This window comes from Paraburkholderia edwinii (assembly GCF_019428685.1).
Taxonomy (GTDB): Bacteria; Pseudomonadota; Gammaproteobacteria; order Burkholderiales; family Burkholderiaceae; genus Paraburkholderia; species Paraburkholderia edwinii.
In genome coordinates this window covers 489,472-506,568 of the sequence record NZ_CP080096.1, presented here as the reverse complement: position 1 = coordinate 506,568, position 17,097 = coordinate 489,472, and the positions used below count along the sequence as shown (strand labels likewise).

Sequence of the window (17,097 nt, the reverse complement as noted above, 5' to 3'; positions counted from 1 at the left end):
CGGGCGGTCCGGCAAGCCTTACAAGGCCGCCGCCCGCCGGCCCGGCTTTTAGCGACAGGGCCCGCCGGGCCGGGTTTAGCGGCAGCTTTCGATGGCTGGTATACTTTCGCCCGTTCCGGCATCCCGCCGGTATATTTCAGATGTGATTTCGCGCGTGTCCGCGCGCGCGGGCGGCTTGCCCTGCGGGTAGGCATGACTTCTTGATCGCCCCCTTTTAATCGGGCGCCTCAGCGGAGATTGTCTTGGCCGTTTCCAATCCAGTCGTGGACGACACACAAACCGACGCCGCTGCCGCTTCCTCAGGCAGTTCGTTTTATCTCGCCATGCGCATCCTGCCGGTCGCGCAGCGTGATGCGATGTACCAGATTTACGCGTTCTGCCGCGCCGTCGACGATATCGCCGACGGCGGCCAGCCGCCGGCCGAACGGGCCGCCGCGCTCGAGCGCTGGCGCGCCGACATCGACGCGTGCTACGCAGGAGCGCCGCGCGAGTCGCTGCGCGATCTGACGCGGCACATCCATACGTTCCATCTGCAGCGCGAAGACTTCCACGCGATGATCGACGGCATGGCAATGGACGCCGAAGCCGACATTTGCGCGCCCGACGAGGCGACGCTCGACCTCTATTGCGACCGCGTGGCGAGCGCCGCGGGGCGGCTGTCGGTGAGAATATTCGGGATGGAAGAGCAGCCGGGCCGCGATCTCGCGCACCATCTGGGGCGGGCGCTGCAGCTCACGAATATCCTGCGCGACATCGACGAAGATGCCGAACTGAACCGCTGCTATCTACCGCGCGAACTGCTCGCGCGCGAGGGCATCGCGGTGACGAATCCGGCCGCGATCGCTGACGACCCGTCGCTTCCGCGCGTATGCGCGACGATCGCGGAACGCGCCGAGCGGCACTTCATCGCGTCGAACGCGATCATGGATCAGTGCCCGCGGGCGCATGTGCGGGCGCCGCGCATCATGTCGGGTGTCTACCATTGCCTGCTCGAGCGCACGGTCGAGCGCGGTTTCGACATTCCGCGCACCAAAGTCCGCAAGCCGCGTGCGCGGCTCTTGTGGATTCTCGCGCGGTACGCCTTCTTCTGATGCGCAAGCTGGTCCACGTGATCGGCGCAGGCCTCGCGGGCCTCGCCGCCGCAGTGCAATTGCAGCGCCGCGGTGCGCAGGTCGCGTTATACGAAGCGGCGGAGCAGGCGGGCGGGCGTTGCCGCTCATACTATGACCGCACGCTCGGCGCGACCGTCGACAGCGGCAATCACGTGGTGGTGTCGGGCAACCATGCCACCTTGAATTATGTGCGCGCGATCGGCGCCGGCGACGAACTGGTCGGGCCGACGCAGCCCGAGCTGAATTTCATCGATGTCGCCACGCGCATGCGCTGGACCGTGCGGCCGTCGCCGGGGCGCGTGCCGTTCTGGATGCTCGACCCGGCCGCGCGGGTGCCGCATACGCATGTAGGCGACTATCTGTCGCTCGTGCCGCTGCTGTTCGCGAAGCCGGGCCGCACGCTCGCGCAGACGATGCGCTGCAACGGCGCGCTGTGGGACCGCATGCTGGGCCCGCTGCTGACGGTGATGATGAACGTCGATCCGCGCAACGGCACCGCCGAACTCGCGGCCGCCGCAGTGCGCGAAACGCTCGCGACCGGCGGCGACGCGTATCGGCCGCTCGTGGCGCGTGACGGCCTGAGCAGCACATTTGTCGATCCGGCGCTGCGTCTGCTGCAGCACGGCGGCGCGACGATCCGCCTCAACGCGCGTCTCGATGCGATCGAATTCGCCGACAGCCGCGCGACTGCGTTACAGGTTGGCGGCGAGCGTATCGCGCTCGAAGACGGCGAAGCCGCAGTGCTCGCGGTCCCACCGCACGTCGCGCAGGCGCTCGTGCCGGGCGTGCAAGCGCCGCAGCGCTTCTCGCCGATGGTGACCGCGCACTTCGCGATCGAGCCGCCCGCGGGCCATCCGCCCACGGCCGCGCTGATCAACGGCAATGCGCACTGGCTGGTGGCCGCCGACGGGCGACTTTCCGCCACCGCCTACGGCGCGGAACGCCTCGCGGGCATGCCGCGCGACGCGCTGGCGCAAACGCTGTGGACCGACGTCGCGCAGGCAGCCGGTTTGCCGGCACAACCGCTGCCGATATGGCAGATTGGCGTCGAACCATACGCCACCTTCGCGGCGGTGCCTGACGAGGAAATGCGCCGCCCGGCGGCGCGCACGCGCTGGAATAACCTGATGCTTGCGGGCGACTGGACGGCTACCGGTCTGCCCGCGACGATAGAGGGAGCGATCCGCTCGGGCCAGAAGGCCGCGGATCTGCTCCTGAACGAACCGATGGGACGCTGATGAACGATTTATCCCTCGCCCAGCCGTTGGGCGAAGCAAACCCCGCAGCCGATCGCGCAGAAGACGCGACGGTTGCTGTCGACCCTGGCGGTCAGGTGGCCGCTCAGGTTGCCAATCCGGTTGCCGGCGAGCCTGCCGGTCAGGTTGGCGCGGATGCGGCCGCGCAAGCTGCCGCGCCGGCCGGCGTCGTAGCGGACGCAAACCCGGACGCCAAACCGGACGCCGCACTCGACGCGGCCGTCACGCGCGCCACGGACGCAATTCTCGCCGCGCAACGCGACGACGGCCATTGGGTCTACGAGCTCGAAGCCGACGCGACGATTCCGGCCGAATACATCCTGCTCGTTCATTACCTCGGCGAAACCGCGAATCTCGAACTCGAACAGAAAATCGGCCGTTACCTGCGCCGCATCCAGTTGCCGAACGGCGGCTGGCCGCTCTTCACCGACGGCGCGATGGACGTCAGCGCCACCGTCAAGGCGTACTTCGCGCTGAAGATGATTGGCGACGCGGAAGACGCCGATCATATGCGCCGCGCGCGCGAAGCGGTGCTCTCGCATGGCGGCGCGGAAGCGGTCAACGTGTTCACGCGTGTGCTGCTCGCGCTGTTCGGCGTGATCTCGTGGCGCGCGGTGCCGGTAATGCCGGTCGAGATGATGCTGCTGCCGCAGTGGTTCCCGTTTCATCTGTCGAAGGTGTCGTACTGGGCGCGCACGGTCATCGTGCCGCTGCTCGTGCTGGCCGCGAAGCGCCCGGTCGCGCGCAATCCGCGCGGCGTGCGCATCGACGAACTGTTCATTGGCACGCCGGTGAACACCGGCATGCTGCCGCGCGCGCAGCACCAGAGCGCAGGCTGGTTCCGCTTCTTCCGCTCGATTGACGCCGTGCTGCGCGTAACGGGAGGCCTGTTTCCGAAGAAGACGCGCGAGCGCGGGATTCAGGCGGCGCTTGCGTTCGTCGACGAACGCCTGAACGGCGAAGACGGCCTCGGCGCAATTTTCCCGGCGATGGCCAACTCGGTGATGATGTACGACGTGCTCGGCTATCCGGCCGATCATCCGAATCGCGCGATTGCGCGCCGCTCGGTCGACAAGCTGCTCGCCATCCACGAAGACGAAGCGTATTGCCAGCCGTGTCTGTCGCCGGTGTGGGACACCTCGCTTGCCGCGCATGCGCTGCTCGAGACCGGCGATGCGCGTGCCGTGGCCGCGGCGGCACGCGGCCTTGACTGGCTCGTGCCGCTGCAGGTGCTCGACGTGCGCGGCGACTGGATTTCGCGCCGGCCGAACGTGCGCCCGGGCGGCTGGGCATTCCAGTACGCGAACCCGCACTATCCGGACGTCGACGACACGGCCGTGGTCGTGGCGGCCATGCATCGCGTCGCGCTCGACGCGAAGACGCAGGCGTATGACGCCGCGATCGCGCGGGCGCGCGAGTGGGTGGTCGGCATGCAGAGCAGCGACGGCGGGTGGGGCGCGTTCGAGCCCGAGAACACGCACTATCACCTGAACAGCATCCCGTTCTCCGATCACGGCGCGCTGCTCGATCCGCCGACCGCGGACGTGTCGGGCCGCTGCCTGTCGATGCTTGCGCAGATGGGCGACATGCCGGCGACGAGCGACGCCGCGCGCCGCGCCTACGACTATCTGCTGAAGGAACAGGAAGCCGACGGCAGCTGGTATGGCCGCTGGGGCATGAACTACATCTATGGCACGTGGAGCGTGCTCGGCTCGCTGAACGCGGTCGGCATGCCGCCCGAGCATCCGGCGATGAAGCGTGCGGCGCAATGGCTGATCTCGATCCAGAACACGGACGGCGGCTGGGGCGAGGACGGTACGAGCTACAAGCTCGAATACCGTGGCTACGAGCGCGCGACGAGTACCGCGTCGCAGACTGCCTGGGCGGTGCTCGCGCTGATCGCGGCCGGCGAAGTCGGGCATCCGGCGGTGGCGCGCGGCATCGAGTATCTCGTACGCGAGCAGCGCGACCACGGGCTGTGGGATGAAACGCGCTTTACGGCGACGGGCTTCCCGCGCGTCTTCTACCTGCGCTACCACGGCTATCGCAAGTTCTTCCCGCTGTGGGCGCTGGCGCGCTACCGGCACATGAAGCAGTCCGGCGAAACGCGCGTCAAGGTCGGCTTGTGAGTCGGCCTGTGAGCGCGAACGCGCCATCGGCGGGCGGTCGCGCCGCCGCGCCGGCTGCGTTGCCCGTGATCGCGGTCACCGGCATGGCGTTCGAAGCGCGCATTGTGCGCGGCGAGGGCGTCGACGCCGTATTCGCGGCGCGCGCCGATCTGCTCGAGCGTGCGTTGACCGCAGCGGTGGCGCGCGGTTGCGCCGGCATTATCAGCTTCGGTACGGCGGGCGGACTCGCGCCCGATCTCGAGCCCGGCGCGTTGATCGTTGCGGAAGGGGTGGATGGGCCGCTCGGGCCGGTTTCGACCGACAGCGCGTGGTCCGGGCGAATCGCCGCCGCGCTGCTGGCGACGCCGCTTGCCGCGAAACTGCGCCGCGGCCGCCTCGCGGGTGTCGCGGCGCCGCTGACCGGCTCGGCCGACAAGGCGGCGCGCCATCGCGCCACGGGCGCATTGGCCGTCGATATGGAATCGCATCTGGCGGGCGCGATTGCCCACGCCCATCGATTGCCGTTCGTGGTGTGCCGCGCGGTGGTTGATCCGGCGTGGCGCACGTTGCCACCCGCCGCGACTGCCGGTTTGCGCGACGACGGCAGCACCGCGATCGCGCCGATCCTGCGTGAACTGATCAGACAGCCGTCACAGCTTCGCCCGCTGATCCAGCTGGCCGCGGATGCGCGCGCCGCGCGCGCGACCCTCGTCGATGCGCGCCGCGTGCTGGAACAGGCTGGCGCGCTGCGGTTCTCGCCGCGACTCGGGTAGCTAGCCACGTAGTCGGCCACGCATTTAGCCCCGCATTCAACCCCGCATTCAACCCGACAATCAGCGGCATATTCGGCAGCTAGTCGGCGGCCGGCGCCGCGCGCATTGACTTGGGGCGCAGCGTTATTTCGCCGGCGCGCTTTCGCCCGGATCGCTGTAATCCGGCACAGCGGGGCTCCCGCTCTTGCCGCCGGCAGCACCAGCGCCCGCGCCCGTACCTTGCGACGAGGGCGTCGAAGAAGACGAGCTACCCGGATCGTTATAGTTCGGCACCGCCGGACCGTCATCGCTACCGCCGCCAGCCGGCGCATTGCCCGGATCCGTATAGATCGGTACGCCCGCCGGCGCGGAACTCGACCCCGCCGCACCCGACGCAGGCTCGGCCGGCGCAGCGCCCGATTCCTCATCGCCATAATTCGGCAGCGCCTGCTCCGGCGCACCCGTGCTACGCAGCAAGGCGCGTCGCTGCTGCGTGTACGCGTCGCGCACGAACGAGTATTTGTCGAGCGCCGCCTGCTGCAGCAGGCTCGTCGCGCCGAGCAGATCGGAACGCACGCTCAGGAACTGCACGCCGTACAAAATGGTGCGCGGCTCCCAATCGAGGTAGTGAACCGGATTGAAGCGGAAATCGACCGCGAAACCGATGCTGTCACGGAACGAGCTGGGCCCGAACACCGGCAGCACCAGATACGGGCCCGACGGCATACCCCAGCGTCCGAGCGTCAGGCCGAAATCCTGCTTATGTTTCGGCAGGCCGGCTGGCGTCGCGAAGTCGAGCAGGCCGCCGACGCCGAACACCGTATTCATCGTAAAGCGCATCAGCGTCTCGACCGCTTCGGTGATATTCAGCTGCAGCATGCTGTTGGCGAAGTTGTCGAGGTCGCCGATATTCGAGAAGAAGTTGCTGATCGCCTGGCGCAACGGCTGCGGCGTGACCTTCTGATAGCCCTTCGCAAGCGGCACGGCCACTGCCGTGTCAACCTTGTCGTTGACGTTGAAGATCACACGATTCATCGGTTCGAGCGGGTCGCCGGGCGTTTTGTTCGGGCCCGTCGCGCATCCGCTCATCAGGCCGGTGGCAAGCATCGCCAGAGCGGCGGTTCGCATCTTCATGCATCAATCCTTTGTTTTTTTCTCGTCGTTACGCGGCGCACCCGCGGTTTGCCCATCAGGACCGGTTGAAATACCACAGCGCCGATCAACGTGCAGAAGAGCGACAGCGCGAGCAGTTTGCCCATGCTCGACGTGCCGGGATGGTGCGACAGCCAGAGACTCCCGAACGCAGTTGCCGTGGTCGCCGCACTGAAGATCACCGCGTGCGTGAGGCTCGACTGCAGCAGGCCGGTTTCGCCGCGGCGCCATGCCATCACGAAGTAGATCTTGAATGCGACGCCGACGCCGAGCATCAGCGGTAGCGCGATGATATTCGCAAAGTTCAATGACATGCGGAACACCACGCAAAGCTCAAGCGTGACAACGGCCGACACGAGTAGCGGAATCAGCGTACGCAGCACATCGCTGAAGCGGCGCAGGGCGATCCATAGCAAGGTGGTGATCGCGACGAGCGCCCAGCAGGCCGCCTGCACGAACGACAGGATGATGACGTTCGCCGAATGGAGGATCGAGATCGGACCGCCGATGGTGGCCGGCTCGGCCGTTTTCACCGCCTTCGCGAAGGCGCGCAGCATGACGTCGTCGCCGGGATCGGTGCCGGGCGGCACCTTCGGCGAGATTTCGACGAGCGCCTGGCCGCTTTTCGAGATCCAGTCGCTGACGATTTCGCGCGGTAGCGTCGTTTCGGTGATCGGCGACGGTTGCAGCAGATTCGTCAGCTGCTTGAGCGCGATGCGCAGCGGTTCGGAGATGGCCGTTTCGGCGCGGTCCCGCGTAGCGGCATTGGCGGCCGCGAGTTTCGTCAGCGTTTCCGACAGATGTTTGGCCTCGGCCGCACCCGGGCCCGGGTGGTCTTCGGCGGCCAATGAAAGCTGGTTCGCCACGCGCTTGATCGCATCGACGCGCACGGCGTCGGTGGCGGGCGGCGCCGGCGTTTGCGTGAGCGCCGGCAGCAATTGCTGTGCGGCGGCCGAGATCAGCGCGAGCTTTTGCGGCTGATCGGGCGGAATAAAGGTGGACAGCGTCGTCGTGCGGCCGACTTCCGGCAGTTTCGACAGGCGCGCGGCAATCCGGTCCGCGCCCGCCAGGTTCGGCGCGAGCGCCCGCACGTTGTTGACGCCGGCTTCCGGCGCATCGTTCAGCGACAGCAGCGTCGCCATCGATTCGGTGTGCGGATCCTTCAGATGCAGCGGATTGAAGTCGAAGCGCAGATGCGCGAGCAGCGGCAACGCACCGATGATCACGGCAAGCGTGATGATCAGCACGGGCTTGCGGTTGCGGTCGAGAAAGTCGTCGACGGGCGCAAGCGCGGTAAAACCGGGCGACCCGGCTTCGCCGGGCGGATTGAACACCTTCAGGAGTGCCGGCAGCAGGGTCATGTTCGTGAAGTACGCGACGAACATGCCGACGCCTGCAATTTTTCCCAACTCCGACACGCCGCGATAGGCGGTCGGCAAAAAGGAAAAGAAGCTCTCGGCGACGGCTACAGCCGCGAGCGTCAGCGGCACGCCGATGCTGTAGGCGGTATTGACGAGCGCGGCCGCAAGCCGATTGTCCCGATGACGTTCTTCCCGATACTTGACGCCGTACTGCACGCCGAAGTCGACGCCAAGCCCGACGAACAGCACCATGAACGCGACCGAAATCATGTTCAGCGCGCCGACCATCATGAGACCGAGCGCGGCCGTGATCGCAAGGCCGACGAACAGCGTGATCAGCACCGCGACGATCATGCGGCCCGAACGCAAGGCGAGCCACAGAATGAACAGTACGACGAGCAACGTGATGATGCCGTTGACGGCCGCGCCGTCTTTCACCGAGGCGAACTCTTCGTCGGCGAGCGGCTGCTTGCCGGTCAGGCGCACTTGTGCGCCATATTTACTCGTGAGGTTCAGCGAGGCGGCGATCTTGCGGATCTGATTCGACGCGTGGGCGCCCGCCTGCAGCGCGCCATAGTTGACCACCGGCAGCACGGTAATGAACGCGCGCGCCGGCGGTTTCGCTGCGCTCTTGTCGACGAGCCCGCGCCACGACATGACCGCAAACTGGCCGGCCAGCACCTTGTCGAGCGTGTTTGCGCTTTCCGATAGCAGATGGCTCATGTCGCTCAACTTCACCTGCCCGATCGTCAGCGGCAGCTGAAGGGTCGTGTTGAGCGTATTGGCGAGGCCCGTCAGACCGGGATCGTGCGCGAGCGAATTGATGAGCGGCTTGGCCTTGACCAGCTGCGACGTGGTCGATTCGACATCGGTAAGCGCTGGAAACAGTAGACCGTTGCGTTCGAAGAACGGTCCGCCAGCCGGCTCGGTGACGCGCACGAACTCGTTCCGTTCCTTTTGCAATGCGGCAGTGAGTTCGTCCGCGGCGGCGCCGGCAAACTCAGGCGCGCCGGCTTCGACCACGACGAGTATCGTATCGCCGCGTTCGGGGAAGGCCTTGTCGATCGCATTGTCGAGCGCGTTCCACTTCTCGTCGTTCTCGACGAGCCGGCTCACGTCCGTATTGATCTTGAAGTGATGGGCGACGTAAAAGCCGCTCGCAACGGCAAGCGCGAGCGATACGCCGATCACCTGCAACGGGCGGCGCACGGAAAAGACAGCAAGGCGGACGATGGATGACTTCAGCATGTAGGCGCAGAGCCCCTGTCATTGGATGGCATTTTCTTCAAGAGCGCACAAGTATACCGACGCAACCCGCCTGTAGGCGGATCGAAGGGCGGGCGCCGATGTCAAAGCGCATGTGACAAAGCCGTTATACTGGCCCTTCGTCCGTTGCCTCCATGAGCCGGCGCCCATTGTCCAACGTACCGACCTGTATATGAAACGTTACCTGACTGTTTTTCTGGCAGCCGCCTTCGTGTCCACCGCGGCTATTGCACAAACCGCGCCTGAGGCCGTCGTGAAGAGCGCAGTGCAAGGCACGGTCGAGGCGATGAAGGCCGACCCCCAGGCGCGCGGCGGTGACATGAGCAAGATCACCGGCGTGGTCGAATCGCACTTCGTGCCGGCCACAAACTTCCAGCGTACGACGCGTATCGCGGTTGGCAAGGCGTGGTCGACCGCCACGCCCGACCAGCAGAAGCAGTTATATGAGCAATTCCAGTTGTTGCTGGTGCGCACTTATGCATCGTCTTTGTCGCAATTGCGCGGTCAGGACGTGAAGTTCCAGTTTCTGCCGGCCAACATCCAGGCGGGCGGCAACGACGCTGTCGTGACCTCGCACGTGCTTAGCAACGGCGGCGACGATCAGATCGACTACCGGCTCGAAAAGACTTCCGGCGGCTGGAAGATCTACGACATCAATATGCTCGGTGCCTGGCTCATCCAGGTGTATCAGCGGCAGTTCCAGGAGCAACTGAACAAAGGCGGCGTCGACGGCCTGATCAAGTTCCTGACCGAGCACAACGCACGCAACGCTTCCTGAACTATGCACCCGAGCCGGGCGCTGCATCACGCGAATCAGCGTGTGCCGCGCCCGGCGCGCTTTGCGGTGCGACGCTGCCTTATCTTTTGCTGCGGTGCTCGACGGCGAACTTGATCAACTCCGCCTGACCGTCGATTTCGAGCTTGCGCTTCAGATTTAGCCGATGTGTTTCGACGGTCCGCACCGATAGCCCGTTGCGCTGCGCAATCTGCTTGCTCGACAGACCCTCCGCCAGCGCGTCCAGAATGTCCCGTTCACGAGGCGTGAGACGCGCAAGCGGCGTCAGCGCCGCTGACGCCTCGATCATCCGCACACCCAGCCCCGCGCTGAAGAAAGTCTGACCGCCGAGCACCGCGCGGATGGCGCGGATGATCTCGGTGGCCGGCGAATCCTTCAGCACGTAACCGCTCGCACCGGCTCGCACCGCTTGCGTCACGTATTCGACGTTGTCGTGCATCGACAGCATCAGCACGCGAATATCCGGAAAACGCTCGTGAAAGACCCCCGCGAGCATGATGCCGTTCATCCCGTTCATGCCGACATCCATCAGCACGAGGTCGGGCTGGTGCGTGACCGCCAGCGCGATCGCTTCGTCGGCGTTCCCAGCTTCGCCGACGACGGCGAAGCCCGGCACCGCTTCGAGCCGCACACGCAGGCCATCGCGCACGAGCGGGTGATCGTCGACGAGAATGAGGCGCGCAGCGGAGGGCAACGTGTCTTTCATGGTCGGTCTTCCTGCGCGATGCGCGGGTCGGCGTGCGATGCACCGGCGGCTGATGCCGATGCCTTGTCGCTGCCGCGTGTGGACACGGGCACCGTTGCGCGTACGATGGTGCGCCCCGGTTGCGAGACCAGAGACAGCGTGCCGCCCAGCGCCTCCAGCCGTTCCCGCATGTTGCGCAAGCCCACACCGGCGTTCGGATCGGCCTGCACGCGATCGATATCGAAACCGCGGCCGTTGTCTTCGATGGTCAGCGCGACCGTGCCCGCCGATATGTCGAGCGCGAGCGCCGCTTTCGATGCACGCGCATGCCGCACAATATTTGTCGACGCCTCCTGCGCGATGCGAAAGAGGGCGGTGTTGACGGCGTCCGGCAGCAGCATGCCGCGTGCCTGTCCCGTCTGCGCGAACGCAATCGCGACGCCCGACTCGGCGCTCAGTTCGCGCGTCAGCTGTTCGAGCGCGGCGGCTAGGCCAAGGTCATCGAGCATGGACGGCCGCAGCGCGTGCGAGATGCGTCGCACTTCGCGCAACGTGTCGCCGAGCCGGGTCAGACTCGTGGACAACGCGGCCTCGGCCGCCGGCACTCGCGCCTCGCTGTGCTCGAAGCGCGCGAGCGCCGATTCGAGCAGCAGCTTGACCGACACCATCATCTGGCTGATGCCGTCGTGCAATTCGCGCGAGAGCCGGGCGCGCTCGCTTTCCTGCGATGCAACGACCTGCTGCGCGAGACGCCTCAACTTCGCGTCGGCGCTGCGATACTCGCTGACGTTCAGCACCAGCGCGCATAGCGTGATCACGGCGAGCCCCGCGAGCGCGATGCCGCCGATCCACATCATCGTGCGTTCGATATTCGACGACGCGCGCTGGTCGATGCGCGCGAGCGTCGTATCGACATCGTCGAGGTAAATGCCGGTGCCGACCATCCAGCCCCAGCGTTCGAGCGGCACGACGTAGCCGAGCTTCGGCGCGAGCTTGCCGGTGGACGGGCGGTGCCACACGTAGCGCACATAGCCACCGCCGCGCGACGCCGCGGCGATCAGTTGCTGGATGGTGAGCGAACCCGCGGGATCGCGCAGCGTCCACAGATCGCGTCCGACCAGATCCGGTTCGCGTGGATGCATCAATGAGCGGCCATGCATGTCATAAACAAAAAAGTAGCCATCCTGACCAAAGTCGAGTTTCTCCAGTGTGGCCAGCGCACGGCTTTGCAACATCGCTTCGTCGCGAGCGTTTTCGCCGGCGGCTGCGTAGAGCGGCGCGATTGCGCTCATCGCGAGATCGACGTAGTGGCGCAGCTCGATTTCCTTGCTCGCGAGATACGCGGCCTGCGTGGTGGCGTGCTGGGTTCGCGCGAGGGCCGTGGCCTGATGGCGCACGCCGATTCCGATACCGACGATCGCAAGCAGGAACGGCACGATCGCGAGCAGGGATATCTTCGCTTTAAGGTTCATCGCTGAAAAGTCCGCCGGATGGCATACGTAATAGTACGTAGCGAGCTTACGTAGTTGTGCGCTTGTGACGCCGACGTCGAAAGCGAATACTACACGGCCAGAGATTGGCGGACATACGATGCCACATCGGCTTATCGTCGTCAGTCATTGAATTCGTATAACTAAACAGGAGACTCCATGAATCGGGCTTCCGGATTCCTGGTTTGGACCGCAGTCGCGCTATTCGGCGCATTTGCGTTCGGCACCATCGCGCTTGCGCATGGCGAACGGGTCAGTGCTTTGTGGATCGTAATCGCCGCGGTCTGCGTCTATCTGATCGCGTACCGCTTCTACAGCCGCTTTATCGCGAACAAGGTGTTGCAGCTCGACGGCGAACGCATCACGCCTGCCGTGCGGCACAACGATGGTCTGGACTACGTACCCACCAACAGATACGTGCTGTTTGGCCACCACTTCGCGGCGATCGCCGGCGCCGGACCGCTCGTTGGGCCGGTGCTGGCCGCGCAGATGGGCTATATGCCCGGCATGCTGTGGATTCTCGCCGGCGTCGTGTTTGCCGGCGCGGTACAGGATTTCATCGTGCTGTTCATCTCGTCGCGTCGCGACGGCCGTTCGCTTGGCGATCTGGTGAAGATGGAACTCGGCACGGTGCCCGGCGTGATCGCGCTGTTCGGCGCGTTCCTGATCATGGTGATCATCCTGGCGGTGCTCGCGCTGATCGTCGTGAAGGCGTTGACGAACTCGCCGTGGGGCACGTTCACCGTGGCCGCAACCATTCCGATCGCGCTGTTTATGGGCGTCTATACGCGCTTTATCCGGCCCGGCCGTATCGGCGAGGTGTCGATCATCGGCTTCGTGCTGCTGATGGCGTCGATCGTGTTCGGCCAGCAGGTACACGACTCGCCCGCGCTCGCTGCGTGGTTCACGTTCAGCGGCACGCAGCTCACGTGGATTCTGATCGGCTACGGCTTCGTCGCGTCGGTCTTGCCGGTCTGGCTGCTGCTCGCGCCGCGCGACTATCTGTCGACGTTCCTGAAAATCGGCACGATTGTCGGTCTCGCAATCGGCATTCTGATCGTCGCGCCGGAGCTGAAGATGCCCGCGCTGACGAAGTTCGTCGACGGCACGGGTCCGGTGTGGTCCGGCAGCCTGTTCCCGTTCCTGTTCATCACGATTGCGTGCGGCGCAGTGTCGGGCTTCCACTCGCTGATCGCGTCGGGCACGACGCCCAAGCTGCTCGACAACGAACGCAACGCGCGCTTTATCGGTTATGGCGCGATGCTGATGGAATCGTTTGTCGCGATCATGGCGCTCGTGGCCGCTTCGGTTATCGAACCGGGCATTTACTTCGCGATGAACGCGCCGGCCGCGGTGCTCGGCACGACGCCTGAAGCAGTCGCGCAGACGGTCACGCAATGGGGCTTCATGCTCACACCGGAGATGCTCACTGAAACCGCGAAGGCGGTCGGCGAAACGACCATCGTTGCGCGCGCGGGCGGCGCTCCGACGCTTGCCGTGGGGATGGCGCACATCCTGCATCAGGTGATCGGTGGCGAGGCGATGATGGCGTTCTGGTATCACTTCGCCATTCTGTTCGAGGCGCTCTTCATTCTGACCGCGGTCGATGCGGGCACGCGTGCGGGCCGCTTCATGCTGCAGGATCTGCTTGGGACGTTCCACCCGGCGTTGAAGCGCACCGAATCGCTGCCAGCCAACCTGATCGCAACGGCTTTGTGCGTGGCCGCGTGGGGCTACTTCCTGTATCAGGGCGTCGTCGATCCGCTCGGCGGCATCAACACGCTGTGGCCGCTCTTCGGCATTTCGAACCAGATGCTGGCCGGCATTGCGCTCGTGCTCGGCACCGTCGTGCTGTTCAAGATGAAGCGCGAGCGTTATGCGTGGGTCACGCTCGTGCCGACTGTCTGGCTGCTTATCTGCACGCTGACTGCGGGCTGGCAGAAGGTCTTCGATGCGAATCCTAAGATCGGCTTCCTGGCCCACGCGGCGAAGCTTAGTGCCGCGGCGGATGAAGGCAAGATCGTCGCGCCGGCGAAGTCGCTCGCGCAGATGCAACGCGTGATCGTCAACGACTATATCGACGCCGCGCTCGCAGGCCTTTTCATCCTCGTGGTGGCGAGTATCGCAGTGTATGGCGCGCGTGCGGTGTTGCTTGCGCGGCGTGCGAACCATCCGACCGCGCGCGAAACGCCATTCGAAGCGATGCCTGCGGGACCGCAAGCGGGCGGTGCGAACTGAACGGAGGGGCCGCCATGTTCTCGAATCTTCGAAACGATGTGAGGACCGCTGGCCGCTATCTGGGCGAGACACTGCGCCTGATGGTCGGCCTGCCGGACTACGACACCTACGTTGCGCACATGCGCGCGACGCATCCCGATCGACCCGTGATGACTTACGACGAGTTTTTCCGCGAGCGCCAGAGTGCGCGGTATGCCGGCGGCGCGGGGAAGTGCTGCTGAACCTGAGAGTCTTGGGCCTGGGGAGACCTTAAGAGCCCTTAACAACCAAAAAGAAAAGAGCCCAAAAAGAAAAAGCGCAACGGCATACACCGTTGCGCTTTTTTCATCGTGTCAGGTCTTAACGACCCGACGCAATCAATTCACAGCCGCAGCCGTCTCAACCTTCTTACCCTTGCCCGTGCGCTTGATTTCGTCGAGCTTGATCTCGACGTGGCGCGAGAACACGTATTCAGCCGGACGCTGCTTGTCGAGCGGGATGTCCTTGGCAAAGGCGCCGGTCGTCTTCGGGCCGTTCCTGCTGACCTTCCATGCCTTCAGCGGATGCGTGACCGTATCCATCACGGCCGTCGCTTCGAAGCCGCTGTGGACCATGCAGTCCGCGCACTTCTCGTAGTTGCCGGTGCCGTACTGGTCCCAGTCGGTGGTTTCCATCAGTTCCTTGAAGGTCTTCGCATAACCTTCGCCGACCAGATAGCACGGACGCTGCCAGCCGAACACGGTACGTGCCGGATTGCCCCACGGCGTGCACTGGTACGTCTGGTTGCCCGCGAGGAAGTCGAGGAACATGGCCGACTGGCTGAACGACCAGTTCTTGCCGTTGTTGCCGCGCTTGAAGATTTCGCGGAACAGATGCTTGGTCTTTTCGCGGTTGAGGAAGTGCTGTTGATCCGGTGCGCGCTCATACGCGTAGCCCGGCGACACGGTAATGCCATCCACGCCGATCGGCTTCAACGTATCGAAGAACGCGGCGACGCGGTCCGGCTTCGCATCGTTGAACAGCGTGCAATTGATGTTGACGCGGAAGCCGCGACGCTTCGCTTCGCGGATCGCAGCGACGGCCTTCTCGTAGACGCCTTCCTGCGACACCGAGTGGTCGTGCATGTCCTTGTCGCCATCGAGGTGCACGGACCAGACGAAATACGGATTCGGCTCGTAATCGTCCATCTTCTTTTCCATCAGCAGAGCGTTCGTGCAGAGATAGACGAACTTCTTGCGCGCCATGATGCCCTTCACGATTTGCGGCATTTCCTTGTGCAGCAGCGGCTCGCCACCGGCGATCGAGACGACGGGCGCGCCGCACTCATCGACCGCTTCGAGGCATTCGGCCAACGAGAGCCGCTGGTTCAGGATGGGATCCGGGTAATCGATCTTGCCGCAACCATTACAGGCAAGGTTGCAGCGGAACAGCGGTTCGAGCATCAGTGCGAGCGGATAGCGCTTATTCCCCGACAGGTGCTGGCGCATGATGTAGGCGCCGACCCGAACTTTCTGTAGCAGCGGAATAGACAAGACGGTTCTCCTTAAACTTCGCGTGCAGCGAGTGGTTGCGTCAGCTTCGACGGCAACTTGAATTCAACTTTCTCTTCACGGCCCGCCATCGTCGAAACGTCGACGGGGCCCAATGCGCGGAGCGCATCGATCACGTTTTCCACCATTTCTTCCGGCGCCGATGCGCCGGCGGTGATGCCGACGGTTTGCGCATTCGCGAACCATTCGACCTTGACTTCCGAGCCGTCTGCGACGAGGTAGCTCGGCACGCCGCTTTCGCTGCCGATCTCGCGCAACCGGTTCGAGTTCGAGCTATTCGTTGCGCCGACGACGAGCAGCACGTCCACCTGTGTGCTCAATTCGCGGACCGCGGCCTGACGATTTTGCGTTGCATAGCAGATGTCGCGCGTGTCCGGGCCGACGATGTCGGAGAAGCGGTTCAACAGTGCGTCGATGATGCCACGGGTATCGTCGACCGACAGGGTAGTCTGCGTGACGTATGCCAGAGGCGTATCCAAGGGCAGATTGAGCTTCGCGACTTCGGCTTCGCTTTGAACCAGCAGCACCTTGCCCGGAATCTGCCCGATCGTACCTTCGACTTCCGGGTGCCCCGCGTGGCCGATCAGAATCAGCGTACGGCCGGCCGCAACGTACTGGCGGCCTTGCACGTGGACCTTCGTGACGAGCGGACAGGTCGCATCGAGCACGTCGAGGCCGCGTTGTTCCGCATCGCGTTCGACGCTTTGCGCGACGCCGTGCGCGCTGAAAATGGCAACCGCGCCCTCAGGCACTTCATCGAGCTCTTCGACAAAGCGAGCGCCCTTTCTACGCAGGTTATCGACCACGTGCCTGTTGTGGACGATTTCGTGGCGCACGTACACGGGTGCCCCGTGTTGCTGCAACGCGCGATCTACGATTTCGATCGCGCGTACAACGCCCGCACAAAAGCCGCGGGGTTGAGCAAGGATGACTCGCATAGGCTGGCGAACTCCGACTGACGCGGGTTTGCGACGATATCGGTAAAAATGACTCGTTCGCCGCGTCCATAATATTGTTGATGTCTTAAACCGACAGGAAGCCAGTACTTCAAGACCAAACGCGCATTCTACCGCTATCCGGGCCTGTTTGCCTTTGGGTCGTTTCGGGCAAACCGTGCACGCTGGCAAAAATGACTCAATGCGCGGCTGGCACGTAACCTTTAAACTATGGGCCCGCGGCGGTTTGAAGTGACGGCCGCTTGCTGAATGTGGAATCTAGAGGCTCGCCGGATGGAAGTCCACCATTACGATTACTACGCTGTTGCAAACGCGCCGCACTGGGCGGCCGCGAGCGAACGGGCCGAACGGTTCGGTAGCGGGCGCGTGCCGGCTGCGTTGAATGCTGCGTCGTTC

13 protein-coding genes are annotated in these 17,097 nt (G+C 64.6%); 7 read left to right on the top strand and 6 right to left on the bottom strand.

Features of this window, described 5'->3' with window-relative positions; all coding sequences use genetic code 11:
* Nucleotides 1-242: 242 nt before the first annotated feature.
* From hpnD to KZJ38_RS24035, 4 genes are all read left to right on the top strand, one after another.
* Nucleotides 243-1,091 carry a presqualene diphosphate synthase HpnD gene (gene hpnD / locus KZJ38_RS24050; RefSeq protein WP_219802190.1) on the top strand — a complete coding sequence of 283 codons (849 nt, stop codon included), beginning with the start codon at nucleotides 243-245 and terminating at the stop codon, nucleotides 1,089-1,091.
* Nucleotides 1,091-2,350: a hydroxysqualene dehydroxylase HpnE gene (gene hpnE / locus KZJ38_RS24045; protein WP_219802189.1), complete on the top strand. Its 1,260-nt coding sequence runs from the start codon at nucleotides 1,091-1,093 to the stop codon at nucleotides 2,348-2,350. The genes hpnD and hpnE overlap by 1 nt, the downstream gene beginning before the upstream one ends.
* Entirely contained in the window at nucleotides 2,350-4,497 is a 2,148-nt protein-coding gene (gene shc, locus KZJ38_RS24040) for a squalene--hopene cyclase (RefSeq protein WP_219802188.1), read from the top strand. The genes hpnE and shc overlap by 1 nt, the downstream gene beginning before the upstream one ends.
* Nucleotides 4,498-4,580: 83 nt before the next feature.
* Complete coding sequence (locus tag KZJ38_RS24035) at nucleotides 4,581-5,249, top strand: phosphorylase (protein ID WP_246642142.1); 669 nt, start codon at nucleotides 4,581-4,583, stop codon at nucleotides 5,247-5,249.
* 123 nt (nucleotides 5,250-5,372) lie between these two features.
* Here KZJ38_RS24035 and KZJ38_RS24030 read toward each other — a convergent pair whose 3' ends face one another.
* Both KZJ38_RS24030 and hpnN read right to left on the bottom strand, forming a co-directional pair.
* The gene (locus KZJ38_RS24030; protein WP_219802186.1) at nucleotides 5,373-6,362 is read right to left on the bottom strand and encodes an MlaA family lipoprotein; all 990 of its coding nucleotides are present in this window, start codon (nucleotides 6,360-6,362) and stop codon (nucleotides 5,373-5,375) included.
* The gene (gene hpnN, locus KZJ38_RS24025; protein ID WP_219802185.1) at nucleotides 6,359-8,989 is read right to left on the bottom strand and encodes a hopanoid transporter HpnN; all 2,631 of its coding nucleotides are present in this window, start codon (nucleotides 8,987-8,989) and stop codon (nucleotides 6,359-6,361) included. The genes KZJ38_RS24030 and hpnN overlap by 4 nt, the downstream gene beginning before the upstream one ends.
* A gap of 190 nt (nucleotides 8,990-9,179) precedes the next feature.
* Here hpnN and KZJ38_RS24020 point away from each other — a divergent pair, with 190 nt between their 5' ends.
* Complete coding sequence (locus tag KZJ38_RS24020) at nucleotides 9,180-9,785, top strand: MlaC/ttg2D family ABC transporter substrate-binding protein (protein ID WP_219802184.1); 606 nt, start codon at nucleotides 9,180-9,182, stop codon at nucleotides 9,783-9,785.
* A 79-nt stretch (nucleotides 9,786-9,864) separates the two neighbouring features.
* On the opposite strand, the gene KZJ38_RS24015 is transcribed toward KZJ38_RS24020, so the two are convergent.
* Complete coding sequence (locus KZJ38_RS24015) at nucleotides 9,865-10,509, bottom strand: response regulator (RefSeq protein WP_219802183.1); 645 nt, start codon at nucleotides 10,507-10,509, stop codon at nucleotides 9,865-9,867.
* The gene (locus tag KZJ38_RS24010) at nucleotides 10,506-11,960 is read right to left on the bottom strand and encodes a cache domain-containing protein (RefSeq protein WP_219802182.1); all 1,455 of its coding nucleotides are present in this window, start codon (nucleotides 11,958-11,960) and stop codon (nucleotides 10,506-10,508) included. Before KZJ38_RS24010 ends, KZJ38_RS24015 begins: the two co-directional genes overlap by 4 nt.
* A 177-nt stretch (nucleotides 11,961-12,137) precedes the next feature.
* On the opposite strand from KZJ38_RS24010, the gene KZJ38_RS24005 reads away from it, so the two are divergent.
* Both KZJ38_RS24005 and KZJ38_RS24000 read left to right on the top strand, forming a co-directional pair.
* Nucleotides 12,138-14,216, top strand: coding sequence for a carbon starvation CstA family protein (locus KZJ38_RS24005; protein WP_219802181.1), 2,079 nt, complete (start codon nucleotides 12,138-12,140; stop codon nucleotides 14,214-14,216).
* A gap of 14 nt (nucleotides 14,217-14,230) precedes the next feature.
* The gene (locus KZJ38_RS24000) at nucleotides 14,231-14,437 is read left to right on the top strand and encodes a YbdD/YjiX family protein (protein WP_219802180.1); all 207 of its coding nucleotides are present in this window, start codon (nucleotides 14,231-14,233) and stop codon (nucleotides 14,435-14,437) included.
* Between the two features lie 135 nt (nucleotides 14,438-14,572).
* Here the strand turns inward: KZJ38_RS24000 and hpnH are convergent, their stop codons facing one another.
* Together hpnH and ispH are read right to left on the bottom strand one after the other, a co-directional pair.
* Complete coding sequence (gene hpnH / locus KZJ38_RS23995) at nucleotides 14,573-15,727, bottom strand: adenosyl-hopene transferase HpnH (RefSeq protein ID WP_219802179.1); 1,155 nt, start codon at nucleotides 15,725-15,727, stop codon at nucleotides 14,573-14,575.
* 11 nt (nucleotides 15,728-15,738) lie between these two features.
* Entirely contained in the window at nucleotides 15,739-16,683 is a 945-nt protein-coding gene (gene ispH / locus KZJ38_RS23990) for a 4-hydroxy-3-methylbut-2-enyl diphosphate reductase (protein ID WP_219802178.1), read from the bottom strand.
* Nucleotides 16,684-17,097 lie beyond the last annotated feature (414 nt).